Below are 26,547 nucleotides of genomic sequence, written 5' to 3' on the forward strand. Positions count from 1 at the left end.
ACGAGAATCGGCGATGGACGACGGGACGATTGGAGGTGGCTCATGAACTTAGCCGATATGCTTAGCTATGCAGATATTCAGCAGCTCGTTAGCATTGCGAAAAGATACGATTGCGAGTGTGATGCCCATTCGAAGCGTGAATTGATTCAATCCATTTTGACGAAGATAGGGCGCAAAGATTGGTTTGAGCAATTCATAAATGAGATGAGCGTAGAGGAGCTTCGCTTTATTAATTCATTGCTGTTTGAGCAGCGATCGTTGTTTAGTCTAGAAGAGTTAATTGCGAGAGTTCAACAGACGCGATTTGAACGAGATGAACAAACGCAATCTTCTAGTCCGCGCGATATGATTGTGAAAATGAGGCAGAGTGGATGGTTGTTCAATGGAGCTAGCCAGCAAACCAAGTACCTCTTCCAAGTTCCGGAAGATCTCAAAGAACGCTTCAAGCTTGTTATGAAAAGACGAATGGAGCAAGAGCTTGTATCTGTTCAAGAGCCTGAGGCATATCGGGACGAAGATGGTCGTATAGGCGAGGATGTGGTTACCATGCTTCGTTATTTTCATGAAGCAGGCAACGTACCGCTTAACCCTGAGGGAGTTATGTACAAGAAGACGCAGCAGTTACTGATCGAAAAAATGTCTGTCATGGAAGAGACCGTATCCAAAGGAGAATGGCGCTTCGGATATGGAAGACGATTTCACAATTATCCAAATCGTTTGTCCCTATTGTACGACTACGTGTTCTATCAAGGATGGATAGAAGAACATGCAGGAAAGCTTATTGTTTCAACGTCGGGGCTCGAACGGCTTGAAAAAGGTACAGCTTATGAGCCGATACAGCCCATCTATCGGTTTTGGTTAAAGTTGTATAAAAATGCAATACCTAATTTGTCAGCTATCGTTCATTGGATTCACTTATGTGCTGCAAAATGGACGACCGTTGAATCGATGGAACAAGCGTTGACTCCCTATGTAAAGCCTTTTTTCTATGATGAACCACAGTCTATCATTAGGCAGCGGATTATTCAGATGTTAGTTCATCTTGGTCTGCTGAAAATAGGTGAAGATGCAAAGACGGGGACATCTGTTCAAATGTCGAAACGGGGAAATCTTCTAGTTAAAGGTGTAATTATTACACACGAGGATAAAATTAAGCTAGGTTGACAATAAAATGCAGCATTGTTACGATGAACCCAAATTGACGGCTATGTTGATAGTGAACTATTCATGCCGACGCGGAGGGGAAAGCGATGCTCATTCCTTACAATCATATCATGCCGAACATTCATCAATCGGTATATGTTGCAGATGGAGCTAAAATAATTGGAGACGTAACGGTTGGAGCGCAGTCGACCATATGGTTTAATTCGGTACTGCGTGGGGATTTGGCACCTATTATCATCGGAGAATCCGCTAATATTCAAGATGGAGTCATCGGTCACGTTAATACTAATCAGCCGTTAATTGTAGGCTCAGAAGTGTCTGTGGGACACGCGGCGATCATCCATGGTTGTACACTAGGCAAAGGTACATTAATCGGGATGGGGGCGATTGTACTGAACGGGGCTGACATCGGTGAATATGCTTTAATAGGGGCAGGATCGGTTGTAACCGAAAACAAATCAATCCCGGCCTATACTCTTTCCATCGGTTCACCGGCCCGAGTTATTCGAGAACTGACGGAGGAAGATTTACAACGTATGAAACGAACAGCCGAAAGCTATGTGGTGAAAGGAAAGGAATATAGGGGCTCTTAATCGTTATGGTTGGAGGTGCATCCTATGGACAAAATGAAAGTAACGTATGAAGCAATGCTAAGTCTGACTGCTGAAATGGTGTGGGACGAGGCGATAAAAAAGCATCGAACATTACGTATTTACGAAGAAATTGATAAAGCACTCGCAGCGGGGGATGAAAACACCTTTCATCAACTTACAAATGAGTTAAAAACGCTTCAATGAAGAACGCATTTTGCGGTTCTTCATTTTTTTGTTTGAGGAGGTATAATGGAATAGGAACAAGTTGGCAATCGCGGAGGGGTAATCATGAAATTTAGTGACTTGACTAGAGAACAATGGACAGAGTGGAGACCGTACCTAGATACTTGCCTTTTACCGATTACAGGGTTAAATGGGCTTGAGTCTCCAGTGGAGGCTGCAGATCGATTAGAAGAATTGAGAGATTGGTTAGAATTAGTCGAAACTCCTTTTCACGGTAGAGTTGTGACTTATCCTGCATATCATTATAGCAGCTATGGAATGAACGATAATAAAGATACATTGGTCGCGATACAAGAAGTAGTAAGAATGGTGAAACGAATAGGCTTTAAATATGTCATTATTATGTCTTGTCAGCCTCACATTACTAAAGAGAACCTGTCTGAGGCTGATTTAATAGTAACGCCATATTCGGTAAGGGTGGAAGAAGGGAAAAGTATAGCTGAAATGATAGAAATTCAAGTGAGCGAAATGTGGAATCAGTCACAATTCGATCACCAAATGTGACAAATTATCAACAATTATTGAAGTATTAATGGTTGATAGTTCCAATTAATCTGGTAAATTATTGACGCTTACATAGTGCTGGGATATTATAGGGATGTCTTAGTTAGATGGTAATAAATCTCATAATTAGCTGTAACAACGGTTGGTAAAGGGGGTTAGAGAGGATGAGTCAACCGCTTGAGAACAAGCAACCTCACAAACCGGCAACTCGTAAAGAAATGTCCCGTCGACAATTTCTTTCCTACACGCTAGGTGGGGCTGGCGCGTTTATGATGGGTGGAGCGGCACTACCAATGGTTCGCTTTGCTGTCGATCCTTTGCTTCAGGAAAAGGCTGGAGCCGAGTACATTAAGGTAGTAGAAGAGAGCAAATTGACCGCTGAACCGCAAGAATTTTCTTTTAAAAGATTGCAAGTTGATGGTTGGTATGAAAATGAAGCAAAGTTGAAAGCTTGGATTACGAAGGATGAGAGTGGGATTTTAGCATTATCCCCAGTATGCAAGCATTTAGGCTGTACCGTTGGCTGGAATAATAGTGCCGCTCATAAAGACCAGTATTTTTGTCCGTGTCATGGAGCGTTTTACACTAAAGACGGCAAACAAATGGCAATCGCACGTGCTCCATTGGACGAATACGAGGTAAAAGTTGACAATGGTATTGTCTACTTAGGAGCAATAAAACCAAATACACGCGTGAAATAAGGAGGCGTAATGACAGATGTTTAAAGGCGTTTACAACTGGATAGACGAACGTCTGGACATCACGCCGATATGGCGTGATGTGGCCGATCATGAAGTGCCGGAGCACGTTAATCCTGCACATCATTTTTCAGCGTTTGTGTATTGCTTTGGTGGATTAACATTTTTCATCACCGTTATTCAAATTTTGTCGGGTATGTTTCTAACGATGAGTTATGTGCCAGATATTCAAAATGCATATTACAGCGTAGAATATTTACAACAACGAGTTGCATTCGGTGGTATCGTTCGCGGAATGCATCACTGGGGAGCATCACTAGTAATTGTTATGATGTTCTTACATACACTCCGTGTTTTCTTCACAGGTTCATACAAAGCTCCACGTGAGATGAACTGGGTAGTTGGTATGCTTATCTTCTTTGTCATGCTAGGACTCGGTTTCACAGGCTACTTACTTCCTTGGGACAACAAAGCTTATTTTGCAACAAAAGTTGGTATGGAGATTGCCGATACAGTTCCATATATCGGGCCATACTTAAAAGAATTAATGCAAGGCGGCGAAATTGTTGGTGCGCAGACACTAACTAGATTTTTTGCTATACACGTTTTCTTCTTACCTGCAGCTCTACTAGGATTGTTAGGAGCACATTTCTTCATGATACGCCGTCAAGGCATATCAGGACCGCTATAAGAGAGGGGGAGAAGAGATGGCACATGGTTCTAAAGATGAAAAAGTCGTGTACGTCGGTGATTCTCGTGTCAAGAAGAAAAGTCATCAACCGCTTCAGCCGGACTATTCTTCTTATCCTGGCAAATCGGAAGCCTTCATTCCTAACTTTTTATTAAAAGAGTGGATGGTAGGCGCGGTTGTACTTGTTGGATTTCTTGTTTTAACCATTTCGGAGGCTCCTCCGTTAGGTTATCCAGCTGATCCAAACAATACCGCATTTATTCCGATCCCTGACTGGTATTTCTTATTTTTATATCAATTGCTTAAGTATCCATATGCTGCTGGTGATTATGTAATTATCGGTACTGTTCTTATACCAGGTATTGCATTTGGTGGTTTAATGCTTGCTCCGTTTTTGGATACTGGCAAGGAGCGCCGCTTCTATAAACGTCCAATCGCATCGTGGCTTATGCTTGTGTCTTTGGCTGCTTGTGTCTATTTGACTGTAGTTTCATGGGACGCATACCAGCATGAGCTTGAAGTGATGAAGATTGAACCGGAACATCATAAGCGTGCTCGTGAAGCAGAGAAGAATGCGCTTGCAGGTAAGCCTTACAATCATCCGAAGCCTAACGATTCGGTTGCATTAGTAGCTGCTGATGATCCAGCTATGGAAACGTATAAGAAAGCGACTTGTATCGCGTGTCATGGTGGGGAACTTGAAGGTGGTGGAGCTCCTTCCTTGCTCGGCGTAGGAGATCGTTTATCGAAAGAAGAAATTTTGACCGTTATTAAAGATGGTCGTGGCGCGATGCCAGCGATGCTGGATACAGCGACTAAAGCAGGTGTAACAGAAGAAGAGTTAGATAAGCTGGCTGACTGGCTTGCGAAGCAGAAGAAAGAGTAGTAGAAATATCCAAAATGCAGGCCTGATCGCAATCTTGCGGTCAGGCTTTCTACGATCATTTCGACTGTTTGGAGGAGTAATATGGCACATCCTATAGGTAATCAAGCTCTTCTCACGAATCGCTGGGTATTGTGGGCGTTGTTCTGGTCAAATGCATTAGGTACAATTTATGGGTATTATTGGTACAAAGAACAACTTATTTACACGTGGATGGATCTTCCGAAATGGCAGATTGTATTCGTGCCAGACAGTCCTACAGCAAGTTTGTTTTTCACAATATCTCTTCTTTTCTTATTATTTCCTCCCAAAGGTACAAGTGTTGTTTTACTTGCATTCAGGGGAATTATCGAGGCTTTAGCTGTGGTTACTTCAATAAAATATGGGATTTGGGCGTGCGTAATGATCTTTAGCGCTACCTACCAAGGACAGGACATGCTCTGGCAGGACTGGATGTTAATCTCTTCTCACTTGGCTATGGCGATCGAGGCACTATTGTATGCGAAATGGTTCCGTTATGGGGCGATAAGCATTATGGTTGCAGCAACTTGGACGTGGCTAAATGATGCCGTTGATTACATGTTTGGTGTATTTCCTAGTTTATCTCAAGTATTAATGGATGACTTGACCGCGATTTGCATCTTTACATTTATACTTACAGGTCTTAGTGTTGCAGCAGCGCGATTGGCAATTATGGAGAAACAAACTTCTTTAAAGATAGTTCGATGGTTTTAAATATACATATCGCACATGCGGAGGAACGAAATGAATCATAACTTACAAGAATATGCAGATGTAATCCGATATGACGAAGAGAATAAAGGTACTTACGAACTGGCAACTATTTTGAAAATGTGTAAATTGTCAGAAGGTCCTGTGTTGGATGCGGCAACAGGTACAGGTAGAATTGCAATACCTTTAGCACAGGAAGGGTATGACGTTGTAGGAGTTGATCTTCATCAAGGGATGCTGGATCATGCTGCTCAAAAGTCTGCTGAGCTAAATTTGGATATTGCTTGGCAACAAGCTGACTGTGAAGAATTGCCCGGGGACAATAAATTTCAGCTCGTTTCCATGGTGGGAAATGCATTTCAACATTTTCTAACAAATGATTCACAAAGTCGGTTGCTGCAATCTTTTCATCGAGTGCTGAAGCCAGGAGGCATTTGTATATTTGACACGAGATTCCCGTTGGCCGATGAGATCTTTCAGCCAGATGAGCTGCTCGTTGATCATAAATACACATGCGCAGATGGTCGAGTATGTGAAGTTGCTTATCAGAGCAGCTATGATGCGGTTAGTCAAATTCAACGGTACAAAACGGTTAGAACCTACTATGTAAATGATCAGATGGATAGTGAGGATACAACCTATATTGATTTACGTTATACATTCCCGCAGGAATTGGTCCGTCTGATGGACGCTAGTGGATTTGAACTGCTTCATATGTGGGGCGGGTGGAAAGAGCAACCTTTGACAGGGAAATCGATTAGTATTGTGATTGCTGCAAGAAAAAGATAGTTGTCTGCTTGAATTGTTCTACATTTGTCTTCTTCCCCATAGGTTAATGAAGGGGAGGGGTGTACATGCATGCACTGCGTATCGTTATCTGTTTCGTACTTGTATGGGCCATAATGTCCATGCCTCCGTACGTACAAGCTGCCGTTAATAAACAATCGGATGTAAACATCCTGAATTGGAAAGAGGCTGACAGGCTTGCTGCAGCAATGTATAAAGATAGCGTGAATGGAAACATGACAAATATTCATGCCAATATGAAAAGTTTCACCACGGTATTATCAGCACCAGGCATGTTCGATCATATGACCTACGAGCAAATGAAGGCGATTACCGATAGTGTGATCCGCTTTAAGCAGACGCTGGTTGCTGCAAAACAAGATGAACAGCAACTTGAACGAGCGGCTGCTCGATTACGGTTAGTCATTGATGCTGTTACGCATGAACAGGATGCGATGTGGCGGCAGTATGCAGCAGTTATCATGGATGAGATGAAGCAGATGGCTGAGGCGAAATCTGCTGTTGTATGGAAGCAGGTATCCTTACAATGGCTGGAACATATGGACAGGTTGCTACCTGCTGCTTCCGTTGATCGTCCTACAGAAGTAATTGAAATGGCATCTTCTATGATTGCGCTTGTGAATAAGGGCATACGTGATGAAGTGAAGCATGAAGATGTACAGCGAGCTTTAAAAGATTATGAATCCATCATATTAGATAACTTGTTTGGATCAACGAAGGATTTAGAGACGATTGCACCTATTGTAGAGGAACCGATTCCGATGCAAGTGCTAATATGGTTAGGGTGCATTGTTACGGTTACGTTAGCGTATGTGGCGTATCAAAAGTATCGCTATGATCGAGATGGTATTCATAATAGCCCTTGGGATTCGTTATAAAATGAAATGTAAGATGACTTCTGGAAGCAGAAGTCATCTTTTTTATTATTTAACGATAATAGCCTTGCTAACATGCTTCAATCCTGCACAGCAACAATAAATGGGCTTAAAAAGCATTTGTTTTCCATGATGCTTTGCGATAACATATTAGCTATATTAGGCATCGTGCAGGCATACAACATGTGCATGTACAGAAAGGATTGACCATGTCGGAACATCAACGCCCTTTTTCATTAGAAAATCTTCGCGATAAGCCACTGGCTGAAATGCAGCGCGAAGTCGATCAATACATATCCCAGTTTAAAGAAGGATACTTCAGTCCATTAGCAATGCTTGCTAGATTGACGGAGGAAGCAGGAGAATTAGCTCGTGAGGTGAATCATTTCTATGGCGAGAAACCGAAGAAATCCTCAGAAGCTGATAATTCCATTGAAATGGAGCTAGGGGATGTTCTCTTTATTCTAATATGCTTTTCCAACTCCTTAGGAATTGATTTGACAGAAGCTCACGATAAAGTAATGAATAAATTCAACACACGTGATGCGGATCGATGGACTCGAATTAAACAATCATCGAACGTTGAACATGCCGATAACGGAAAGGTTGATGAATAGTGAAAAAGATAAGAGTTGCTGTAACGGGAGCGGGTGGCCGCATGGGCCGCGAAGTTGTTAAAATGGTTCTAGAAGATGATACACTTGAACTAGCAGCAGCAATTGATAGATCTTCTGGTGCTATAGATGCTGCACAACTAGTTGGTTTGCCAGCAAGTGGTGTTATCGTGACAAATGATTTGGAACGAGCATTGGAACAGACAAGCCCGGATGTGCTTGTTGATTTTACTACTCCGCATGTAGTCATGGATAATACATTGCTTGCTATTCGATATGGTGTAAGGCCTGTAGTAGGGGCAACTGGATTTACGACAGAACAGATTGAAGAGCTGCAGCAAATGTGCAGAGAGAAGAAGCTTGGAGGCTTAATTGCACCTAACTTCTCTATTGGAGCAATTTTAATGATGAAATTCGCTCAGCAGGCATCGAAGTATTTCCCAGATCTCGAAATTATCGAGTATCATGGTGATCAGAAGCTGGATGCACCATCAGGTACAGCTGTTAAAACGGCAGAATTGATCTCTCAAGTTCGTAAAGAGCACCGCCAGGGCAATCCGAACGAAGAGGAGACAATTGATGGAGCACGCGGTGGATACTACAATGGATTCCGAATTCACAGTGTTCGTTTACCTGGTGTGTTTGCACAACAAGAAGTTATTTTCGGTGGTTATGGCCAATCATTAAAAATACGTCATGATTCATATGAGCGTGCAGGCTATATGCCTGGAGTTAATGTAGCTGTAAAGAAAGTCATGGAAATAGAAGAATTAATTTATGGTTTTGAGCACATGATGGACTAATAGACTTTTTCGATTCATGCAGTTCATGGTATTCAAACTTGTATACATCGCAGATAGACGGAGGTAATTAACTATGCTAAACATCGCATTCATTTCGCATGATCGCAAAAAAGATGAAATGGTCAACTTTGTAATTGCTTACGAATATGTATTTCAAGGTCATACACTTTATTCAACGGGTACGACAGGAAGTCGTATTATGGCAGCTACGAGTTTAGATATTCATCGTTTCCAGTCTGGACCACTCGGTGGAGATCAACAGATTGGTGCCTTGGTTGCTGAAAATGAGATGGATCTTATTATTTTCTTGCGTGATCCGCTCATGGCGCAACCACACGAGCCAGATATAATCGCGCTGCTTCGTCTATGCGATGTGCAAGGTATACCGGTAGCGACCAATATTGCTACTGCAGAGCTGCTCGTACGTGCATTAGAACGCGGAGATTTTGCTTGGCGAGAGCTAACTGATAAATATAAACCGGGAGTAGATGAAGCTTAATGAATCAGGTGGATTTATTGGCATTCGGAGCTCATCCTGATGATGTAGAAATTGGGATGGGTGGTACACTGGCCAAGCATCAGCAAGCAGGCTTTAGCATCGGTATCGTGGATATGACGTATGCCGAGATGTCCTCTAATGGAACGGTAGATATACGTCAACAGGAAGCGAAGGCAGCTGATGTAGCGCTGGGGGTGTCCTTTCGTTTGAATTTGGGGTTGCCGGATCGGGGATTGAAGCTAGATAAGTCGCATGTTGATGAAGTTGTCAAAGCGATTCGAACCTATAGGCCTCGTATTGTATTTGTACCGTATTGGGAAGATAGGCATCCTGACCATGTCATGTGCAGCCGTATCGTCCAAGAAGCACTGTTTAACGCAAAGCTGCGCCGGTATATGCCGGAGTTGGCTGCGCATCAGCCTGAACACGTATATTTTTATTTCATTAACGACTTAGCACCAGCTGATCTTATCGTCGATGTAACCGATGTTTATGATCGGAAGCAGGCAGCTCTCCATGCATATCAGTCCCAGTTCTTAAGTGAAAAAAGTGGAGAAGATATCGTACCGACTCCTTTAAATCAAGGATACGTAGAACGGGTTGCTGCTCGCGATGCGCTTATAGGACAGGCAAGAGGAATTGTGTATGCAGAAGGTTTTATTTATAAGGGTCCTTATCATGTTGCATATTTGTTAGAACGGGAATCATAAATACGTAAATATAACGAAGGCATATAATCCTTCATTGATGCAGCAGCAGGAAACCGTTGTTGTAAAGAGCAGCAGTGTAAGGGAGGTCAGAGTATGACACAGGAGCCTTTGAAAATAGGAATAACATGCTACCCTTCACTTGGAGGGTCAGGTGTTGTTGCAACGGAGCTTGGCAAACTGTTGGCTGAGCGTGGACATCAAGTTCATTTTATTACACACAATATTCCGTTTCGCTTAGGGACTTCTTTTCAAAAAAATATTTATTATCATGAGGTGGATGTAAACGATTATTATGTGTTCCGTTATCCTCCTTATGATTTGTCATTAGCTAGTAAAATGGCACAAGTGGCAAAAATGCAGCAGTTGGATCTGCTTCATGTTCATTATGCAGTCCCACATGCTGTATGCGCTTATTTGGCAAAGCAAATGAGCACTTCGGATCTTAAAGTGGTCACTACTCTTCATGGTACAGATATTACCGTATTAGCGCAGGATGAAACGTTAAAGGATATGATCCGGTTTGCGATTAATCAAAGTGATGCTGTCACGGCAGTTTCCCAAGATTTGATTGCCGAAACGAGAGAACTGCTTGATATTGATCGTCATATTGACTTGACTTATAACTTTATCGATAAGCGTGTGTATTATCCGCGGGATATTTCTCACTTGCGTTCAGAGTTTGCTTACCCAGATGAGAAAATCGTAATGCATATATCTAATTTCCGCCCGGTGAAGCGGGTATGTGATGTAGTTGATACATTTGCAAAAATGGCGGAAAAAGTGCCTTCACGACTTGTGTTTGTTGGTGAAGGACCTGATATGCCGAAAGTGCAGCACAAAATTATGGCTATGGGATTGGAAGATCGCGTTCATTTCCTTGGAAAGCAGGATGAGATCGCTCAAGTCATTTCTTTGGCTGACGTTTTGCTGTTACCTTCGGAGAAAGAAAGCTTTGGCTTGGTTGCCTTGGAAGCAATGGCTTGTGGGGTTCCGACCATCGGTTCGATTGCAGGCGGCATACCTGAACTGGTAACTCATGAAGAGACGGGATTTTTGGCACCAGTCGGGGATACCGATGCGATGGCAGCTTATGCGATCCGATTGTTGACGGATGATGCTCTGGCAGAGCGTATGCGTGAAGCGTGCTTGCATAGAGCTCGTCACGTGTTCTGTAATGACCTTATTACTCATGAATATGAGAAAATATATTATCGTGTATTGAATCGGGAAGTAAATTTGGAGCAGCCTGTGTGCACGTAAATGTAAGGAACGATATACATTTGGTTAATGTCGGCATTCTGACGTAAATCCAATGTCAAGAAAGGCCTGAATGGATATGTTTCAACTACAGTTGGAAAGTGACCTGGCTGAAGGAGCACGAGACGTCCTTCGCATGCTAGATCAGCATGGTCATCAAGCTTATATGGTAGGCGGATGTGTGCGTGATACGATACTAGGACGTCCCATACACGATATCGATATTGCTACTTCGGCAGAGCCTGATCAAGTATGTGAGATGTTTGAGCGTGTTATACCGACAGGTTTGCAGCATGGAACGGTTACGGTTGTTACGAAATATGGTAATTATGAAGTGACAACGTTCCGACGTGAGGGCGGCTATGTGGACAATCGTCGCCCGGAGTCCGTGGAATTTATTACGGATGTGACGGAAGATTTACGTCGCAGAGACTTTACTATGAATGCAATGGCCGTTGATGCTGATGGCACGTTGCTGGATCCATTTGCTGGACAAGTTGATTTACGTGCGTATCGTGTCCGCACAGTTGGTAAAGCAGATGAGCGATTCAGCGAGGATGCACTTCGTATGCTGCGAGCGATTCGTTTTGCATCTGTGTTACAGATGCGGATCGCGAAGGGGACATGGCGCGCGTTGGTGAAGCTTCGCCCTGGATTGGCTCCTGTCGCGATGGAACGTGTGCGCGAAGAGCTGTGGAAGCTTACCGCTGGGCCAGACCCTGCTAGGGGCTGGGCGTTCGTTGTGCGAAGCGGCATACTCGCATATGCGAAAGAGCCGCTTCTGTTCTTGGCGCACCCATGGAGCGCCCGCTGGCAAAGCGCCTTGGCGGTGCTCGGGCAAATGGAGACGCCCGAGCTGCGCTTCGCGCTGCTTGCGCTTGTGCATGGCGCAAGCGCGGAAGAGGCGCAGGCTGTATGCCTGGCCCTGCGCCTCTCAGGCGCGCAGCAGGACGGCATATTGCCCGTCCTGCGCGCCCATGCGCAGCTCGCTGCTGCGGCGCAAGCGGCATCCGCCGCAGCTTCGCCAGCGCAAGGCGCCGCTAGCGCTGGCGAAGCTGCGCTGCGCCGCGCGTTCGCGCAAGCCGTACTCGCCTATGGCGAAACGGCTGTGCGCGGAGCCCTTGCTTGCCGCCAAGCGATGCTAGGCGTAAGCGAAGGCAAGCAGCCTGCGGCAGCGCTGCAAGCACACATACAGCCAGAGTCCGTAGACTCGCAGTTGCAAGCACACATACAGCCAGAGGCCACAGACGCGCAGCAACAGGCCGCAGACGAACTACAGCAGTCATACGCACCGCCGCAGTCTGATTGCTCGCTGCTGCGTATGGCGCCGCAATGGCTCGAGGCAATGCCTGCCCGGCAGCTGTCGGACCTAGCCATTAAGGGCCGCGACATCCTCGCTGCTAGCGATCGTCCTGCGGGCCCATGGATACGAGCTATCCTAGAACGTGTCTGGCTAGAGGTGGCAATCGGTGCGCTCCCGAATGAGCGCGATGCTTTAATGAATGAAGCAACGAAAGGTGAGGATACAGCGTGAGCGATCCGCTATTAGGATGGTTCCAATCCCATCAAGACCAATATATATCAGGCGAAGAGATTAGTCGTGAGCTGTCCATATCGCGCACAGCGGTTTGGAAGCAAATTAATCGTTTGCGCAAAAAAGGCTATCAATTTGAGGCGGTTCCGAAGCTTGGATACCGCCTTATCGGCAAGCCTACTAAGCTTGATGAATCTTCGATTAGAGAGCATCTTAAAACAAGCAGCTTTGGTCAACAGATGAAGCTGCTTGAACGTGTAGATTCTACTCAAAACGTAGCACTTTCTTGGGCTCTAGAAGGGGCAGAAGAGGGAGCGGTAGTCATTGCTGAAGAGCAAGGGGAAGGACGAGGTCGTCGGGGAAGGGCGTGGCATTCGCCTGCAGGTAAAGGTATTTGGATGAGTCTCGTGCTTAAGCCCCGTATACCGCTGCATTTCACTCCTCATTTAACGCTGCTCACTGCAGTAGCCATATGTCGAGCTATCAAACGTATTGTCTCCTTGCCGGTAGGTATAAAATGGCCGAATGATCTACTCGTAGATGATCGAAAAGTATGTGGTATTTTGCTGGAGTCCCAAGCAGAAGACGAGCGATTGCTTAGTGTTATCGCTGGTGTGGGCATTAGCGTTAATTTAGAAGCAGATGACTTTCCAGAAGAGCTTCGACAAGTGGTGACTTCGTTGCGTCGTGAAAGTGGACAAGAAGTAGACCGCGCTGCATTGCTTGCCGAGGTGTTGTTCGAATGGGAGCAATTGTACCGCCTCTATGAAGAGCAAGGTTTTGGTCCGATTCGCTCGCTATGGGAAGCGCAAAGCATAACAATTGGCCGAGCGCTTAACGTAGATACACCTTTCGGACAAGTTAGCGGTGTCGCACAAGGGTTGGATGAATCCGGCGCACTTATATTGTTGGATGCGGATGGCTGTTATAAGAAAGTATTTTCTGGAGACGTGCAATTTAGCACATGATTTGAAGGCGCATTTCTGGTATACTAGCTATGTAGGCGGTATCCAACTGGAACCGCACTCGCAAAGCAACGGATTTGTGCCTTTAATTGCATAGTAGCTGTGCTGCACATTTCTGCTCTGAGCCGAAGGGACCGAGACAGAAAGACGTCCGCATGTGACTTCTTTTTTGCTTTGGGACCTTTTTAGTGGAAACGCTAAAAGGTTTTTTTGTTTTGCGTAAACTAAAAAGGAAAAACCAAAGGAGTTGACTTACATGTCAGTAGTCAAAAAACAGCCTGTAAGCATTGTTAAACTGAAGAATATGAAAGAAAATAAAGACCCCATTACAATGGTTACCGCGTATGATTATCCAACGGCAGCGCTTGTCGAACAAGCTGGAGTAGATACGATTCTTGTTGGAGACTCGCTTGGAAATGTCGTTCTTGGATACGATTCCACATTGCCAGTCACTATTGATGATATGGTTTACCATACACGCGCTGCACGCCGTGGAGCGCCTAATACATTTATCGTTGCCGATATGCCGTTCATGACCTATCACAGCACGGTTGCAGAGACGTTGAATGACGTTCGTCGCCTCATGCAAGAAGGTCATGCAAACGCTGTTAAAATGGAAGGCGGCGCTGAAATTACGTTAATGGTAGACGCTTGTGTTAAGGCAGGAGTTCCTGTTCTAGGACATATTGGACTAACGCCTCAATCTGTACATCAGCTTGGTGGCTACCGCATTCAAGGAAAAACAAAAGAAGATGCGGATCGCTTGCTGCAAGATGCGCTTGCATTAGAGCGTGCGGGTGCATTCGCAATTGTGCTTGAATTAGTAACGGATCAAGTGGCTGCTTATATCAGTGAGCGCTTGAGCATTCCTACTATTGGTATTGGTGCAGGTGCAGGCTGTGATGGCCAAGTGCTTGTCTTCCATGATATTGTTCGCTTCTCACCAGATTACCGCGAGAAGCGTTTCGTTAAAACATATGCCGATATCGGAACAACAATAAGAGAAGGCATCCAATCATATGTACAAGATGTTAAGACACGTGCATTCCCAGCAGAAGTGAACAGCTTCCGTGCAGAAGATAATGTTGTAGAGCATTTGTATGGCCCAGGAAAGGTGGAAGTTCGTTGATCGTAGCACGTACGGTTGAAGAAATAAGAGCGGCGGTGCAGCAATTGCGCACTAATCGCCCTAATAGTACAGTTGGTTTTGTACCGACGATGGGCTATTTGCATGAAGGACATGCAAGTCTGATGCGCAAGTCGGCTGAGCAAAATGAGATCTCTGTGCTTAGTATTTTTGTAAATCCGATTCAATTTGGTCCAAACGAAGATTTAGAGCGCTATCCTCGAAATGAGTCTGGAGATCTTCAGCTGGCAGGGCAATGTGGTATTGATATCGTATTTTTGCCATCAGTTGAAGTCATGTACCCGCAAGCGACAAAGACTAAGATCAGAGTTGCTGAAGTAACGGAAGGATTATGCGGTGCATCTAGGCCTGGTCATTTTGATGGAGTAACGACAGTCGTAGCCAAATTATTTAATATGGTTAAACCGGATCGCGCGTATTTTGGTTTAAAAGATGCGCAGCAAGTGGCTGTTATTCAACAGATGGTAAATGACCTTAACATGGATGTGCAAATTATTCCATGTCCGATTGTCAGAGAAACAGATGGCCTGGCGCTTAGTTCACGTAATGTGTACCTATCGGATGAAGAACGTAGACAGGCGCTTGTTTTATCTGAGTCATTACAAATGGCTCATTCGCTAATTCGTGAACAGTCTACCATTACAGCGGCCGAGCTGAATGACGTGATTGTTAAACATATTCAGGCGATGCCGATTGCAGATATTGATTATGTAGAAATTGTTCAGTATCCAAGTATGGAACGCTTTGCTGCATCTGTGAAGTTAGGTGAACAAAAGTCTGACATATTAATCGCGCTTGCTGTCAGATTTGGAAATACGAGATTGATTGATAACTTATACTTGCCATATCAATTATAAGATTGACTTTCAAATATATGAATCATAAAGAAATGGGGATTATGCCGTGATTCGTGAAATGATGAAATCAAAAATTCATCGTGCAACGGTAACTGAAGCGAATTTGAACTATGTCGGAAGCATTACGATTGATGAGCATCTTATGGAATTAGCAGACCTACTGCCGAATGAGAAAGTTCAAATCGTAAATAATAATAATGGTGCCCGACTCGAAACGTATGTGATCCGTGGCGCGCGTCATTCTGGTGTTATTTGTTTGAATGGTGCAGCGGCCCGACTTGTTCAGCCTGGAGATAACGTCATAATTATTTCCTATGCTGGCATGACAAATGAAGAAGCGCGACAATATGAGCCTCGCATCGTCTTTGTTGATGAGCGCAATCGTCCTACAGAAACAGCAGGCGTCGAGATTCATGCGACAATTCGATAACAGCATGAGGCAGTATTGTTGAATCAATGCCATCCCGCATGAAAAGCATCGTGGATACACACAATGAACGTGAGCCAAACAACAACGCAAAGCATCACATGTAGAGGTGGGATGAATCGTGTTGCAGCACATGTTCGCGACGATGAATGATCAGTTGGATGATATCATGAAGCACTATCCGAAAGCGAAGGGGCAAATGCGTGAGGAGCTGAACCATCAAATTCAACTGCTCACTTCCATGAGTGATCATTTTCTGGAAGAATGGCTTCGGTTTGAAGAGAAGCTGGCATTACTTCGTAAGCAAGAGGAAGGCGAGCATAATAGCCCAAGCAACAGTCTAAAAAGTATCGTTTCCAAAAAAGAGCCCTCTGTACAGCAGTCAATGTTGGATTTGGATTACAGTGATCCGTTTCAACGGGGGCAAGGTTACTTTACGCTTTTGATGTATCATCAAGCGGCCCCCCAATTTGAACAGGCTGCCCTGCAGCAACCTGAACGATTATTAGTAAGAGCATACTTGGGGTTGTCTTATTTGCATCTTGGTCGCAAGCAGGAAGCATGCCGTCATTTTCATTTTATTATTCCTTTGACGGAAGATGCAATGTTAAAGGCATTGGCTTACAATGCATTAGGTTGTATTCAAGCAATGGATCGAAATACGGAGAAAGCGCAGCACTATTTTCACCAAGCACATGTCGCTGATCCAACGATTCCCGAGCCAATTGCTAATTTACAAGTATGTTTAGACAATCATGGCTGTCTCCAACTTGGAGAAAAGCGAATGGTTCATATGGGATGAAATTACAAGAGGGGAACATCTTTTCGCAAGATGTTCCCCTCTACTCATTTCCAAAAAACCGAACATCTGTTATGCTATATAAACAGAATTGGGTGAGAGGAATATGTAAATGATGAGATTTGCCGTATTGGACTTTGAAACGACAGGCAATCAGCCTGGCGATGAAATTATACAGATTGGCTTCGTTGTACTAAATGAACAGCTGTCGATTGAACAGCAATATCATACACTTGTCCGTCCTTCCATCCCGATTCCTGCTTTCATTACACAATTAACAGGAATTACTGATGAAATGGTTGCTGATGCTCCTGACTTGGATGAGGCGATGACAGGGCTTGTGCCATTATTAAGCGATGTGGCGTTGGTGGGTCATCATGTGGCTTTTGATTATCAATTTCTCCGGAATGCCCTTGAGCAGACGGGTTATTTGCCTTTTACAGGTCGCATTTTGGATACAATTGAAATGCTGCGAATCTTGTTCCCGTCCTTAACGTCTTACCAGTTAGGCTCGGTTGCGCAGACATTTGGAGTCGAACATGAGCGGCCGCATCAGGCAGATAGTGATGCATTGGCAACTGCGCACATATTTGTTCGTTGCATAGAAGCAATTCGTGATCTTCCGCTACTGACGCTGCAGCGTATCGTTGAGCTATTTGCAAATGAAGATAATGACCTTGCATGGTTGTTGCAGTCTGAGCTTGCACGTATTGAACAAGACGCAACTCGGTTCAATGATCGTCATGATCAGCATTCGTACCGTCAGCTTAGCTTTAAGACGGATGAATGGTCAGATGAGCTACCACCGCGCGAGGGCATGAAAGATCAAGCGTTAGAAGATGTTTCTTTCCGTTCCTTTATGGATCAAGTGAAAGATAATCTCAAACAGCGGTTTAGCAACTATGAACCTCGATCTGCGCAAGAGCAAATGTTTGACGATGTTATGGAATGTTTGGATGAAGACAAGCACTTACTTATTGAAGCAGGTACGGGAACAGGGAAGTCTCTTGGCTATTTACTCCCGGCTCTGTATCACAGTGTGAAGAACGACAAGAAAGTCATTGTCAGTACACATACAATAAACTTACAAGAACAATTACGCCAGCGGGATTTGCCGCTGCTCGACAAGATTATGCCTGTGCCATTCAAAGCTTCGGTATTAAAAGGCCGCAGTCACTATTTGTGTTTGAGAAAGTTTGAACATAAAATAAATCATAGAGAGTTTGTACATGCTCGCGATGATCTCATCACAGCTGCGCAAATGGTTGTTTGGTTGAGTCAGACCGAACATGGTGATGATGAAGAGCTTCACTTGGTTCATAAGGGGCCTGATTTTTGGGATACGGTCTCAAGCGACAGCGATTCTTGCTTAAATCGTGCCTGTCCGTGGTTCCGACGTTGCTATTATCATCGTGCCAAGAACAGTGCAAATTTATCGGACGTCATTATTACGAATCACTCCCTACTGTTTACTGATGTGATTGCGGAGCATAGATTGCTGCCTGCATATGAGCATTTGGTCATTGATGAGGCACATCATTTTGAAGAGACGGCCGGAAAGCATCTTGGGGTTCATGTGCAATATTTCTCATTGATACATCCACTCGTACGTTTGTATAAAGATAGTAAGAACGGCTCCCTTGTTATTCTCCAAACTCGCTTACGATTATCAGGCAGCGAGAAATCATTGGTTTGGGCAGAAGGCATTGATAAGCTAATGAACCAAATTGTTGAGATGAAGGACAGTTGGGATCGATTACATGAGGCCATGTATCAGTTGCTTCCAGCACCAGAAGCGGGTCAAGCTGAAGTGGGACAGGCTGTATTAAGACTACAATCATCAAATAAGCCTGAAGCATGGTCAGCCATTTCTGAAATGGAACAGGAAATTCATACAAGACTAAATGAAATCGTGCGTACCGGCGAGAAACTGACTCAAGAATGGAAAGATGCTGATGACGAGGAATTACAGGGTGTTATTACAGATGTAACAGGATTGCTAAAAGATTTGGCGAATGTTAAAGATGAATTCCGTATGTTCGTTCAAGTTAATGATCCTGAGACTGTTTATTGGATGGAAGGTAATCAGCAATACAAGCATAAATCCATGAATATGTATGCAGTACCCGTGGATGTTAGTGAAGCGCTTAATCGGTATTTCTTTGAACCGAAAAAGAGTGTTATTCTTACATCTGCGACCTTGTCTGTAGATAAATCTTTCAGCTTTGTGGAAGAACAGATTGGTTTGAAAGATGCCGCTAGGGATGGGCGCTTGAATACAGTTATTTTGCCTTCTCCATTTAACTATCGTGAACAGGCTCTGGTAATTATCCCGCGTGATTTCCCGACAGTGAAAGGCTCAAGCGACCCTCATTTTAATTCAAACTTGACTACCTCTTTAGCAGAAATCGCCAAGGTGACGAAAGGTAGAATGCTTGTTCTGTTTACCTCGTATCGTATGCTCAAGGACGTATATGAGCCCTTGAAGGAACATTTGAAGCCTCACGGAATTCAAGTGCTTGGTCAAGGGATGGATAGCGGGAACCGTAGTAAGCTTACACGTCGTTTTCAGGAACAATCTGCATCAGTGCTTCTCGGTACAAGCAGCTTCTGGGAAGGTGTAGATATTCCAGGTGACGCTTTGACCTGTTTGGCAATTGTTCGTTTGCCATTCCAACCGCCTAATCATCCGCTGGTTGAAGCAAAGTGTGATTTATTAAAGCGACGCAAACAAAATCCTTTCCGTAAATATTCGGTGCCTCAAGCTGTTATTCGATTCAAGCAGGGCTTTGGTCGTCTTATTCGAACGACACAGGATAAAGGAATAGTACTTATTTACGACACGCGTGTTATTGAAACAAGCTATGGGAAGCATTTTCTGTATTCACTGCCTGGTCCAAAAATGGAACATATGGCTACAGAGCATGTTGTTCCGAGAGTGGAAACGTGGCTAAAAGAGGAACAGCAGTAACCAGTAGTGGAAATGTAAAAGGTTTATTATAATAAGAGTTGGCATGTTGATAGAGAACGAAAGGGGGACTGGTATATGAAAACACTAAAAATTTCTGAAGCTGTCGTGCGCAGATTGCCGGTTTATTTGCGACATCTGAAAGAACTAAAACAGAGTGAAGTACTAACCATATCGTCTCAGGATTTGGGACAGAAACTAGATCTGAATCCAGCCCAAATTCGAAAGGATTTAGCTTATTTCGGCGACTTTGGCCGGAAAGGGATCGGATATGATGTCTCTTATCTAATTGAGCAGATTAGACATATACTTAAGCTGGATCAGCAAATTAATGTTGCTCTAGTTGGTGCAGGTAAACTTGGACAAGCATTATGTAACTATTCTGGCTTCTTTAATGACAATATGAAAATTGTTGCCGTATTTGATGCATTTCCTGCGAGGATAGAGACTGCTATTCGTGATCTTCAGGTTCAGCCAATGGAAGAGCTGAAAGAGAGCGTTGAAGCAAATAACATTCGTATCGGCATTATTACCGTACCTGCATTAGAAGCGCAGCAGGTAGCTGATCGTTTTGTTGAGGCTGGTGTAGAGGCGATTTTGAACTTTGCTCCGGTTATTTTAAAGGTGCCTGCACATGTGCGTGTGCATACAGCTGATTTCTCAACAGATTTGTTCAGCTTAGCTTACTATTTACCTAATGAAGGAAAGGAAGTTGTATTGAATGACACAACGATTGATCATACGTAACGGATTATTTGCACAATTGCAAGAGGGCCTAGCTCAAACTACAATCAAAGGCTACATGGTGGTAGAACAAGATCGAATCGTTTATATCGGTGAAACACTTCCTGAAGTCTATGAACAAGGTGAAGTTGAATATATAGATGGCAAAGGCTTGTTTTTCATGCCTGGCTTAATTAATACGCATGGTCATGCTGCTATGTCGTTGCTCCGTGGTTACGGTGATGATATGGTTCTCCAAAGCTGGTTACAGGAGAAAATGTGGCCAATGGAAGCTAAATTTACGGGCAACGATGTATATTGGGGTACAGCATTGTCTGTTATCGAAATGCTTAAAGGCGGTACTACGCTATTCGTCGATATGTATGATCATATGGACCAAGTTGCAAAAGTAAGTGAGGAATCCGGCATTCGCGCTGCTTTGATGCGTGGTGCGATTGGTTTATGCAGTGAAGACGTACAGCGCATGAAATTGAATGAGGCTGTTCAATTTGCTAAAGACTGGAACGGACAAGCAAATGGCAGAATTACAACTTTGCTTGCACCACATGCTCCTTATACATGTCCGCCGGCATTTATTGAAAAGTTCGTAGAGGCTGCTCACGAGCTAGATTTGATGCTGCATACACATATGTCTGAGACAGCAGCAGAAGTAGAGCAAAATGTAAAGGAATATGGACTACGTCCTGTAGCTCACTTGGAGAAGCTTGGTTTGTTTAGCCGTCCTTCGTTTATTGCACATGGCGTACATTTGAATGATGAAGAAATCGCAACATTGGCGAAGCACAATGTCGGTGTATCTCATAATCCAGGCAGTAATCTCAAATTGGCAAGCGGCGTTGCCCGTGTCGTTGATTTGCAGCGAGCTGGAGTGGTTGTATCTCTAGGTACCGATGGTGCAGCGAGCAATAACAACTTGGATATGTTCGAAGAAATGCGACTAGCTGCCCTTATACATAAAGGGGTATCTGGTGATCCGACGGCTGTTCCTGCTGCAGATGCAATGAGAATGGCTACGGTGAATGGAGCACGCACGCTTCATATGAATGATGTAGGTTTGTTGCAGGTTGGGATGAAAGCTGACTTTATTGCGGTCGATATCGACCAACCGCATTTATATCCTCATACAGATCTTGTATCTCATATGGTGTACTCCGCTAGTGCTAAAGACGTTCAGCATGTATGGGTTGACGGAAACCAAGTTGTTAAAAATGGTGAATGCTTGACAATGGATGAAGAGCGTATTAAGCATGAAGCGGAACAATGCTTCCGAAACTTGCTTGAACGCTAGGAGGCAGTAGATGGATCTTCATATGACTAGAAGTCGACCACGACGTAGACGTAATCCACGTTGGCGCTGGGTCGTGTCTGGTATAATGTTAGCACTGGTGTTGGTTATTAGTCTCCTCGTATATTTTTTGAATTCGGTGAATCGTGAGGAAGATGCTAAGGAAGCAGCCGCGATTCAAAGAGCGAATGAAGCGATTCAGCTTATAAGTGTTGATGAAGTAGAAAAGTTTGTTTGGTATGATACAATCTTTGTTATTCATGGAAAAGATGCATCGAATACCGACCAAATTGTTTGGGTAGGCAAGGAAAAGGTAGACGTGAAACGAGCAGCTGACGGGGTGGATAAAGCGTTTATTGCGGATCAAATCCTGTCGAGCTATTTGGATGCGGAAATTAAGCAAATAAAGCCTGGTATTAAAGATGGAGAGCTCGTTTACCAAGCATTCGTCTATCGCAAAGATGAAGAAGGAACGAAGCGCCATTACTATCACTTCTTCCGTTTCGATAATGGTCAACGGATAGGTGAAGGATATCCGATGCCTAACCAATAGCCCAAAGCGTAAGCGTTCATGCAAGTGAGCGTTTACGCTTTTTTTGATGTAAAAAAAGGAGGGCTATCAAGAGCCCTCCTTCCTCGAATAGTTCGTATTTAATTATTTTACTTGCCACAATGCTGGAGTGTTTGTTGGCTCCCAGCCATTAAGGGAAGTATGAGCAAGGCGGCAAACGTAAGTAACATTGTTGAAAGTTACTTCTGTTCCTACAGCATAAGCCGTGTTAGGAGCCCACGCAGCAGCGCCTGGAGTTCCAGTACCAGCAGAAGTAGTAGTTACAGTCAAAATGTTGCTGTCAGCGGAAACGTTTCCAGCTGCATCGATTGCACGAACTTTGAAAGAGTAAGCTGTATTTGCAGTTAGACCTGTTACGTTATACTCGATTGCAGTCCCTGGAACAGTTGCAACTAGTGTATTGCCGTTGTAGACTTGGTAGCCGGTAACACCAACATTATCAGTTGATTCTGTCCACATTAAGGATACGCTGTTAGCTGTAACAGTCATTTTGTGCAAATAAGTTGGTGCAGTAGGAGCAGTAGTATCATTAGCAACAGGAGCAGTTGTTGCACTTACAGCGTTACTAGCTCCAGATACATTGCCTGCAGCATCGACAGCTTTAACAGTAAACGTGTAAGCCGTATTTGAAGTCAATCCAGCAGCTGTGTAGTTCAACGTAGAACCAGATACAGAACCGATCAAAGTAGAGCCGTTAAAAATTTGGTAGCCAGTCACACCAACATTGTCAGAAGCAGCGTTCCAAGCAAGGGAGACGCTAGTTGTCGTTGTACCAGTAGCGCTTAAGCTCGCAGGTGCAGTAGGAGCAACAGTGTCTGTTGGTGCTTGGCCACCGAAGTTTACATCGATAACATTATAGAATGCATTTGGTGTATCAGCGATTTCCCAAACAGCAAGAATTACATGGTACCCAGTGCGATCTGTAGGAACGTTGCAGCTGTGAGAGAAGTCTTTTGGTGGTTGTTTGCCACCGCCATCAGCCGTACAGAAAGGAGTCAAATTGAAGGAATCACGAGTCAATGCAGCATTCTGATTCCAGTTAGGTTTCGTAAGATAGTACTTCCAGTTTGTTGTTGCATGGTTAGCTGTCTTCTTCCAAGCGAATGTTGTCGGACCGCCAGTCAAATTGACTTTGGACCAACGTGTAGCAGATTGCTCGTCCATTGCCGAGAATCTAGGATCAGCAGCACTCGCAAGTTTTCCATCTGATGGACCAGCAGCTGGGAAGCCTTTGGGTCCTTCAAGGCTTTGTGGTTCATATTGCACAGGGCCACAGTTCGTATTGACACCGGTAGCACACAAACTAGTACGGCTCTTCGGATCTAGAACATAACCGTGAGCGGAAACCTTATCAGCGAACATAAGCGTACACGCAGTCACTAGCACAGTAACACCCGTAGCGACCAAAAGTTTGCTAAGTACAGGGTTGGATAAACGTAATTGCATCATTAATTACCTCCTAAAATGTGAGTTCCTAATTGGAAAATTACAGATACTTCTTCGTCCGAAATAGAACGTCAGAACCTCCTCCACAAACTTGGCGATAAAATAATATGGTTTTCTCTCGGTTACCGCTATCAACTCCCTATGTATTAGGTGTAATAAATCTATATAAACTCAATGTGAGCTTATACCGTGCGCAACAAAACGGGTAGTGAAAATGGACATTGAAAATAAAGACAGTAAAGTGAATTGGAATATAGAAATGATTGATTGTTGTGATCATAGGTGCGGAAACTCGTGTTGGAATTTGAGGAAATATGTATTTTGATCGACTTCATTGTCAATCTATTACATTTGGTAAGATGAAGTATAAACCAAAGTTCGACTATTGTAAACGATTTCAGATATATTTTGACAAATGGTTTTGAGTTTGAAGATCCAATCATTACATTCAAATAATGATATATCATTATGATATACTTCTGTATACACACTTAATAAATAAAGTAATACCGTCGAAGATTTAACTTATCCCTATCAAGGAGTGAAGATCATGCAAAATAAACGTTGGGCAGCCTTGGTTGCGACAATGGCGGTCAGTTCGATTGTTTTGTTCGGCGGTTGGTCTTTTTATCGTCATCAAATGATTGAGACACCATTGCAATCAACGATTCAGCAAATAGATAAAGTTCAGCAAGCAAAAGTAGTTTGGGATCCTAAGCAAGTTGAAATAGAGCTTTCTATTGATCCAGGTGCTGACGTTCGTACTGTTGTACAGGAAGTGAAACGACAGGCTAACAATGAGCAAAATAAGCGTAAAGTTACTATAAAAATAAATAATGAGCATACAACTCCAGAACTTGAACATTGGTGGTCACAAGCGCTGTTTCCAGTGACAGAAGCAATGGCACATCGTAACTACGGTGATATCCCTGTTCAATTGAATAAACTTGCCGAGGGAAGCGGAGTTGCTGTAAAGACAGAAATGGATAACGAATATGTATATGTGACACTGACAGCAGAGAAGGGAAAAGGAAGCAAAATTATGTTGCTGCCGCTCAATGGGGAGTCTATGGGGGTGTGGCCAAATGAACAATCGAACAAAACGATGGCTTGAGGTCGGAGTTGGCATATTAATTCCGTTGACAGCATTTTTGGCATACATTGGTTTTAACGTTTGGCCTGTTGTATTTGCTGTAGCGGCGATCAGCTTACTGGCTTTCGTTGCTAAACGTAGAGGTCAAGTAATGAGCAGATATGAAGGAAATGCTTCTCGTACAAAATCAGGAATGATCACGGATAAATCTTTACATTTTCATGATATTGGCGGGCAAGAGCGTGCCAAGCAAGAGCTCATAGAAGCATTGGACTTTCTTGTAAAGAGAGAGGATATACGCAAGTTCGGTATTCGTCCACTTAAAGGTTTGTTGTTAACAGGTCCTCCCGGAACAGGGAAAACCTTAATGGCGAAGGCTGCTGCAAACTATGCCGATGCCGTATTCCTAGGTGCATCAGGAAGTGAGTTTGTCGAGATGTACGTCGGTGTTGGTGCAGGGCGTATTCGTGAACTTTTCAAGGAAGCGCGCCAACAGGCTAAAAAGTTGAAGAAAGAAAGTGCCGTCATTTTTATCGATGAAATCGATGTCATTGGGGGCAAGCGAGACGGTGGTCAGCAGCGAGAATATGACCAGACGTTGAATCAGCTGCTAACGGAAATGGATGGTTTATATGGGAATGAAAATCCACAACTATTAATTATAGCAGCAACAAACCGTAAAGAAATGCTGGATCCTGCTTTACTGCGTCCTGGTCGTTTTGACCGCCATATTCAAGTCGATCTGCCTGATAAAAATGGCCGTACACACATTTTGCAGCTGCATGCGAAAAATAAACCGATGGCTGATGATGTCAACTTAGAGCGTATTGCAGAAGAAACATTCGGTTTCTCTGGCGCACAGTTGGAAAGTGTTCTTAACGAAGGTGCGATTTATGCCATGCGTGAAGCGGACGAGCAGATCCAGATGAAGCACCTCACGCAAGCGATTGATAAAGTAATGATGGGTGAAAAAACGGATCGTGAAACAGCGCAAGATGAACGATTCCGTGTAGCTGTACACGAACTTGGTCATGCTATTGCTGCCGAAGCAGTTCGTCCGGGAAGTGTATCCCAAATTTCACTAAGTCCACGTGGTCAAGCGCTTGGCTACGTTCGACATCAACCGCTGCAGGACCGTTATATTTATACAAAGCCCTTTTTGGAAGAGCAAATTATGATTGCTTTAGGCGGAGCTGTAGCTGAAGAAATGTTCTACGGTGATCGCTCTACCGGTTCTCAGGGAGATTTCGATCAAGCATTGAACATTGTAGAAACGATGGTTAACGCGGGGCTCACAGAATTAGGTATTGTACGTTTGAAGCATGTATCTAATGAAAAATTAACGGCTGAAATGAATCGTATATTAGAAGAACTTCATAGTAAGGTTCGAGAACAATTGGAACAAAATAGAGCTGTGTTCGATCAAGCTATTTTACCGCTTCTACAAGACGAAAGACTTGATGGCAATGCATTTAGGTGTCTATTTTGTGACAGTAAGAAAATACCAGTGTGAAAATCACTGGTTTTTTCACTGCATATTCATGAAAAATGATAAGATATGGTTAGTTACCTATGCAATTTATGCTGATAACGATACCTGTCCTTCGGGTACAATATCGGGAGAGCGTAGCAACATGA

28 protein-coding genes are annotated in these 26,547 nt (G+C 43.8%); 27 read left to right on the top strand and 1 reads right to left on the bottom strand.

What is annotated here, in order from left to right:
- Positions 1-42: 42 nt before the first annotated feature.
- The 25 genes from FPZ44_RS07460 (at position 43) to FPZ44_RS07580 (ending at position 22,352) form a co-directional block, all read left to right on the top strand.
- Positions 43-1,164, top strand: a complete 1,122-nt coding sequence (locus FPZ44_RS07460; RefSeq protein ID WP_144988821.1) for a hypothetical protein — start codon at positions 43-45, stop codon at positions 1,162-1,164.
- 86 nt (positions 1,165-1,250) lie between these two features.
- Positions 1,251-1,757, top strand: coding sequence for a gamma carbonic anhydrase family protein (locus FPZ44_RS07465; protein ID WP_144988823.1), 507 nt, complete (start codon positions 1,251-1,253; stop codon positions 1,755-1,757).
- Between the two features lie 24 nt (positions 1,758-1,781).
- Positions 1,782-1,961, top strand: a complete 180-nt coding sequence (locus tag FPZ44_RS07470) for an IDEAL domain-containing protein (RefSeq protein WP_028593550.1) — start codon at positions 1,782-1,784, stop codon at positions 1,959-1,961.
- Between the two features lie 84 nt (positions 1,962-2,045).
- The gene (locus FPZ44_RS07475; protein WP_144988826.1) at positions 2,046-2,504 is read left to right on the top strand and encodes a DUF2487 family protein; all 459 of its coding nucleotides are present in this window, start codon (positions 2,046-2,048) and stop codon (positions 2,502-2,504) included.
- A gap of 164 nt (positions 2,505-2,668) precedes the next feature.
- Complete coding sequence (locus FPZ44_RS07480; protein WP_144988828.1) at positions 2,669-3,205, top strand: ubiquinol-cytochrome c reductase iron-sulfur subunit; 537 nt, start codon at positions 2,669-2,671, stop codon at positions 3,203-3,205.
- Between the two features lie 16 nt (positions 3,206-3,221).
- The gene (gene qcrB / locus FPZ44_RS07485) at positions 3,222-3,893 is read left to right on the top strand and encodes a menaquinol-cytochrome c reductase cytochrome b subunit (protein WP_028593553.1); all 672 of its coding nucleotides are present in this window, start codon (positions 3,222-3,224) and stop codon (positions 3,891-3,893) included.
- Positions 3,894-3,909: 16 nt separating this feature from the next.
- Entirely contained in the window at positions 3,910-4,779 is an 870-nt protein-coding gene (locus FPZ44_RS07490; protein WP_144988831.1) for a menaquinol-cytochrome c reductase cytochrome b/c subunit, read from the top strand.
- An 81-nt stretch (positions 4,780-4,860) separates the two neighbouring features.
- Positions 4,861-5,511: a DUF1405 domain-containing protein gene (locus FPZ44_RS07495; RefSeq protein ID WP_144988833.1), complete on the top strand. Its 651-nt coding sequence runs from the start codon at positions 4,861-4,863 to the stop codon at positions 5,509-5,511.
- A 30-nt stretch (positions 5,512-5,541) separates the two neighbouring features.
- A complete protein-coding gene (locus tag FPZ44_RS07500) occupies positions 5,542-6,297 on the top strand; it encodes a class I SAM-dependent methyltransferase (RefSeq protein WP_186785949.1) in 756 nt (251 codons plus the stop codon).
- 65 nt (positions 6,298-6,362) lie between these two features.
- Positions 6,363-7,193 (top strand): sporulation protein YpjB, encoded by an 831-nt coding sequence (locus tag FPZ44_RS07505; protein ID WP_144988838.1) that lies wholly within the window; start codon positions 6,363-6,365, stop codon positions 7,191-7,193.
- A gap of 206 nt (positions 7,194-7,399) precedes the next feature.
- The gene (locus tag FPZ44_RS07510) at positions 7,400-7,807 is read left to right on the top strand and encodes a nucleotide pyrophosphohydrolase (protein ID WP_144988841.1); all 408 of its coding nucleotides are present in this window, start codon (positions 7,400-7,402) and stop codon (positions 7,805-7,807) included.
- On the top strand, positions 7,807-8,607 hold the full coding sequence (gene dapB / locus FPZ44_RS07515) for a 4-hydroxy-tetrahydrodipicolinate reductase (protein WP_144988844.1): 801 nt from the start codon (positions 7,807-7,809) through the stop codon (positions 8,605-8,607). The genes FPZ44_RS07510 and dapB overlap by 1 nt, the downstream gene beginning before the upstream one ends.
- Positions 8,608-8,680: 73 nt before the next feature.
- The gene (locus tag FPZ44_RS07520; RefSeq protein ID WP_144988847.1) at positions 8,681-9,106 is read left to right on the top strand and encodes a methylglyoxal synthase; all 426 of its coding nucleotides are present in this window, start codon (positions 8,681-8,683) and stop codon (positions 9,104-9,106) included.
- On the top strand, positions 9,106-9,816 hold the full coding sequence (bshB1, locus tag FPZ44_RS07525) for a bacillithiol biosynthesis deacetylase BshB1 (RefSeq protein ID WP_144988849.1): 711 nt from the start codon (positions 9,106-9,108) through the stop codon (positions 9,814-9,816). The genes FPZ44_RS07520 and bshB1 overlap by 1 nt, the downstream gene beginning before the upstream one ends.
- Before the next feature lie 93 nt (positions 9,817-9,909).
- Complete coding sequence (gene bshA / locus FPZ44_RS07530) at positions 9,910-11,076, top strand: N-acetyl-alpha-D-glucosaminyl L-malate synthase BshA (RefSeq protein WP_144988852.1); 1,167 nt, start codon at positions 9,910-9,912, stop codon at positions 11,074-11,076.
- 70 nt (positions 11,077-11,146) lie between these two features.
- Positions 11,147-12,607, top strand: a complete 1,461-nt coding sequence (locus FPZ44_RS07535) for a CCA tRNA nucleotidyltransferase (protein ID WP_144988854.1) — start codon at positions 11,147-11,149, stop codon at positions 12,605-12,607.
- Positions 12,604-13,575, top strand: a complete 972-nt coding sequence (locus tag FPZ44_RS07540) for a biotin--[acetyl-CoA-carboxylase] ligase (protein WP_144988857.1) — start codon at positions 12,604-12,606, stop codon at positions 13,573-13,575. Before FPZ44_RS07535 ends, FPZ44_RS07540 begins: the two co-directional genes overlap by 4 nt.
- A 253-nt stretch (positions 13,576-13,828) precedes the next feature.
- Positions 13,829-14,701, top strand: coding sequence for a 3-methyl-2-oxobutanoate hydroxymethyltransferase (gene panB / locus FPZ44_RS07545; protein WP_144988861.1), 873 nt, complete (start codon positions 13,829-13,831; stop codon positions 14,699-14,701).
- A complete protein-coding gene (gene panC, locus FPZ44_RS07550; protein WP_144988864.1) occupies positions 14,698-15,576 on the top strand; it encodes a pantoate--beta-alanine ligase in 879 nt (292 codons plus the stop codon). Before panB ends, panC begins: the two co-directional genes overlap by 4 nt.
- Positions 15,577-15,622: 46 nt before the next feature.
- A complete protein-coding gene (gene panD / locus FPZ44_RS07555) occupies positions 15,623-16,006 on the top strand; it encodes an aspartate 1-decarboxylase (protein ID WP_028593565.1) in 384 nt (127 codons plus the stop codon).
- Positions 16,007-16,124: 118 nt separating this feature from the next.
- Positions 16,125-16,805, top strand: coding sequence for a tetratricopeptide repeat protein (locus tag FPZ44_RS07560; RefSeq protein ID WP_144988868.1), 681 nt, complete (start codon positions 16,125-16,127; stop codon positions 16,803-16,805).
- 112 nt (positions 16,806-16,917) lie between these two features.
- Positions 16,918-19,773: an ATP-dependent DNA helicase DinG gene (gene dinG, locus FPZ44_RS07565; protein WP_144991734.1), complete on the top strand. Its 2,856-nt coding sequence runs from the start codon at positions 16,918-16,920 to the stop codon at positions 19,771-19,773.
- A 75-nt stretch (positions 19,774-19,848) separates the two neighbouring features.
- A complete protein-coding gene (locus tag FPZ44_RS07570) occupies positions 19,849-20,517 on the top strand; it encodes a redox-sensing transcriptional repressor Rex (RefSeq protein WP_144988870.1) in 669 nt (222 codons plus the stop codon).
- A complete protein-coding gene (locus FPZ44_RS07575) occupies positions 20,492-21,802 on the top strand; it encodes an amidohydrolase (protein ID WP_144988875.1) in 1,311 nt (436 codons plus the stop codon). Before FPZ44_RS07570 ends, FPZ44_RS07575 begins: the two co-directional genes overlap by 26 nt.
- A 10-nt stretch (positions 21,803-21,812) precedes the next feature.
- Positions 21,813-22,352 (top strand): cell wall elongation regulator TseB-like domain-containing protein, encoded by a 540-nt coding sequence (locus FPZ44_RS07580; protein WP_144988877.1) that lies wholly within the window; start codon positions 21,813-21,815, stop codon positions 22,350-22,352.
- 102 nt (positions 22,353-22,454) lie between these two features.
- Here FPZ44_RS07580 and FPZ44_RS07585 read toward each other — a convergent pair whose 3' ends face one another.
- Positions 22,455-23,819, bottom strand: a complete 1,365-nt coding sequence (locus tag FPZ44_RS07585; protein ID WP_144988880.1) for a lytic polysaccharide monooxygenase — start codon at positions 23,817-23,819, stop codon at positions 22,455-22,457.
- A gap of 547 nt (positions 23,820-24,366) precedes the next feature.
- On the opposite strand from FPZ44_RS07585, the gene FPZ44_RS07590 reads away from it, so the two are divergent.
- On the top strand, positions 24,367-24,930 hold the full coding sequence (locus FPZ44_RS07590) for a quinolinate synthase (RefSeq protein ID WP_144988882.1): 564 nt from the start codon (positions 24,367-24,369) through the stop codon (positions 24,928-24,930).
- Positions 24,902-26,422: an AAA family ATPase gene (locus tag FPZ44_RS07595; protein ID WP_144988885.1), complete on the top strand. Its 1,521-nt coding sequence runs from the start codon at positions 24,902-24,904 to the stop codon at positions 26,420-26,422. The genes FPZ44_RS07590 and FPZ44_RS07595 overlap by 29 nt, the downstream gene beginning before the upstream one ends.
- Positions 26,423-26,547: the final 125 nt, after the last annotated feature.

It is taken from the genome of Paenibacillus agilis (assembly GCF_007786455.1).
GTDB classification, from domain to species: Bacteria; Bacillota; Bacilli; order Paenibacillales; family Paenibacillaceae; genus Paenibacillus_B; species Paenibacillus_B agilis.

Excerpts from the sequence above, each read along its gene's own strand:
- FPZ44_RS07460 (WP_144988821.1), top strand. The coding sequence starts at position 43 with ATGAACTTAGCCGATATGCTTAGCTATGCAGATATTCAGCAGCTCGTT.
- FPZ44_RS07465 (WP_144988823.1), top strand. The coding sequence starts at position 1,251 with ATGCTCATTCCTTACAATCATATCATGCCGAACATTCATCAATCGGTA.
- FPZ44_RS07470 (WP_028593550.1), top strand. The coding sequence starts at position 1,782 with ATGGACAAAATGAAAGTAACGTATGAAGCAATGCTAAGTCTGACTGCT.
- FPZ44_RS07475 (WP_144988826.1), top strand. The coding sequence starts at position 2,046 with ATGAAATTTAGTGACTTGACTAGAGAACAATGGACAGAGTGGAGACCG.
- FPZ44_RS07480 (WP_144988828.1), top strand. The coding sequence starts at position 2,669 with ATGAGTCAACCGCTTGAGAACAAGCAACCTCACAAACCGGCAACTCGT.
- qcrB (WP_028593553.1), top strand. The coding sequence starts at position 3,222 with ATGTTTAAAGGCGTTTACAACTGGATAGACGAACGTCTGGACATCACG.
- FPZ44_RS07490 (WP_144988831.1), top strand. The coding sequence starts at position 3,910 with ATGGCACATGGTTCTAAAGATGAAAAAGTCGTGTACGTCGGTGATTCT.
- FPZ44_RS07495 (WP_144988833.1), top strand. The coding sequence starts at position 4,861 with ATGGCACATCCTATAGGTAATCAAGCTCTTCTCACGAATCGCTGGGTA.
- FPZ44_RS07500 (WP_186785949.1), top strand. The coding sequence starts at position 5,542 with ATGAATCATAACTTACAAGAATATGCAGATGTAATCCGATATGACGAA.
- FPZ44_RS07505 (WP_144988838.1), top strand. The coding sequence starts at position 6,363 with ATGCATGCACTGCGTATCGTTATCTGTTTCGTACTTGTATGGGCCATA.
- FPZ44_RS07510 (WP_144988841.1), top strand. The coding sequence starts at position 7,400 with ATGTCGGAACATCAACGCCCTTTTTCATTAGAAAATCTTCGCGATAAG.
- FPZ44_RS07520 (WP_144988847.1), top strand. The coding sequence starts at position 8,681 with ATGCTAAACATCGCATTCATTTCGCATGATCGCAAAAAAGATGAAATG.
- bshB1 (WP_144988849.1), top strand. The coding sequence starts at position 9,106 with ATGAATCAGGTGGATTTATTGGCATTCGGAGCTCATCCTGATGATGTA.
- bshA (WP_144988852.1), top strand. The coding sequence starts at position 9,910 with ATGACACAGGAGCCTTTGAAAATAGGAATAACATGCTACCCTTCACTT.
- FPZ44_RS07535 (WP_144988854.1), top strand. The coding sequence starts at position 11,147 with ATGGATATGTTTCAACTACAGTTGGAAAGTGACCTGGCTGAAGGAGCA.
- panB (WP_144988861.1), top strand. The coding sequence starts at position 13,829 with ATGTCAGTAGTCAAAAAACAGCCTGTAAGCATTGTTAAACTGAAGAAT.
- dinG (WP_144991734.1), top strand. The coding sequence starts at position 16,918 with ATGAGATTTGCCGTATTGGACTTTGAAACGACAGGCAATCAGCCTGGC.
- FPZ44_RS07570 (WP_144988870.1), top strand. The coding sequence starts at position 19,849 with ATGAAAACACTAAAAATTTCTGAAGCTGTCGTGCGCAGATTGCCGGTT.
- FPZ44_RS07575 (WP_144988875.1), top strand. The coding sequence starts at position 20,492 with ATGACACAACGATTGATCATACGTAACGGATTATTTGCACAATTGCAA.
- FPZ44_RS07580 (WP_144988877.1), top strand. The coding sequence starts at position 21,813 with ATGGATCTTCATATGACTAGAAGTCGACCACGACGTAGACGTAATCCA.
- FPZ44_RS07585 (WP_144988880.1), bottom strand. The coding sequence starts at position 23,819 with ATGATGCAATTACGTTTATCCAACCCTGTACTTAGCAAACTTTTGGTC.
- FPZ44_RS07590 (WP_144988882.1), top strand. The coding sequence starts at position 24,367 with ATGCAAAATAAACGTTGGGCAGCCTTGGTTGCGACAATGGCGGTCAGT.
- FPZ44_RS07595 (WP_144988885.1), top strand. The coding sequence starts at position 24,902 with ATGAACAATCGAACAAAACGATGGCTTGAGGTCGGAGTTGGCATATTA.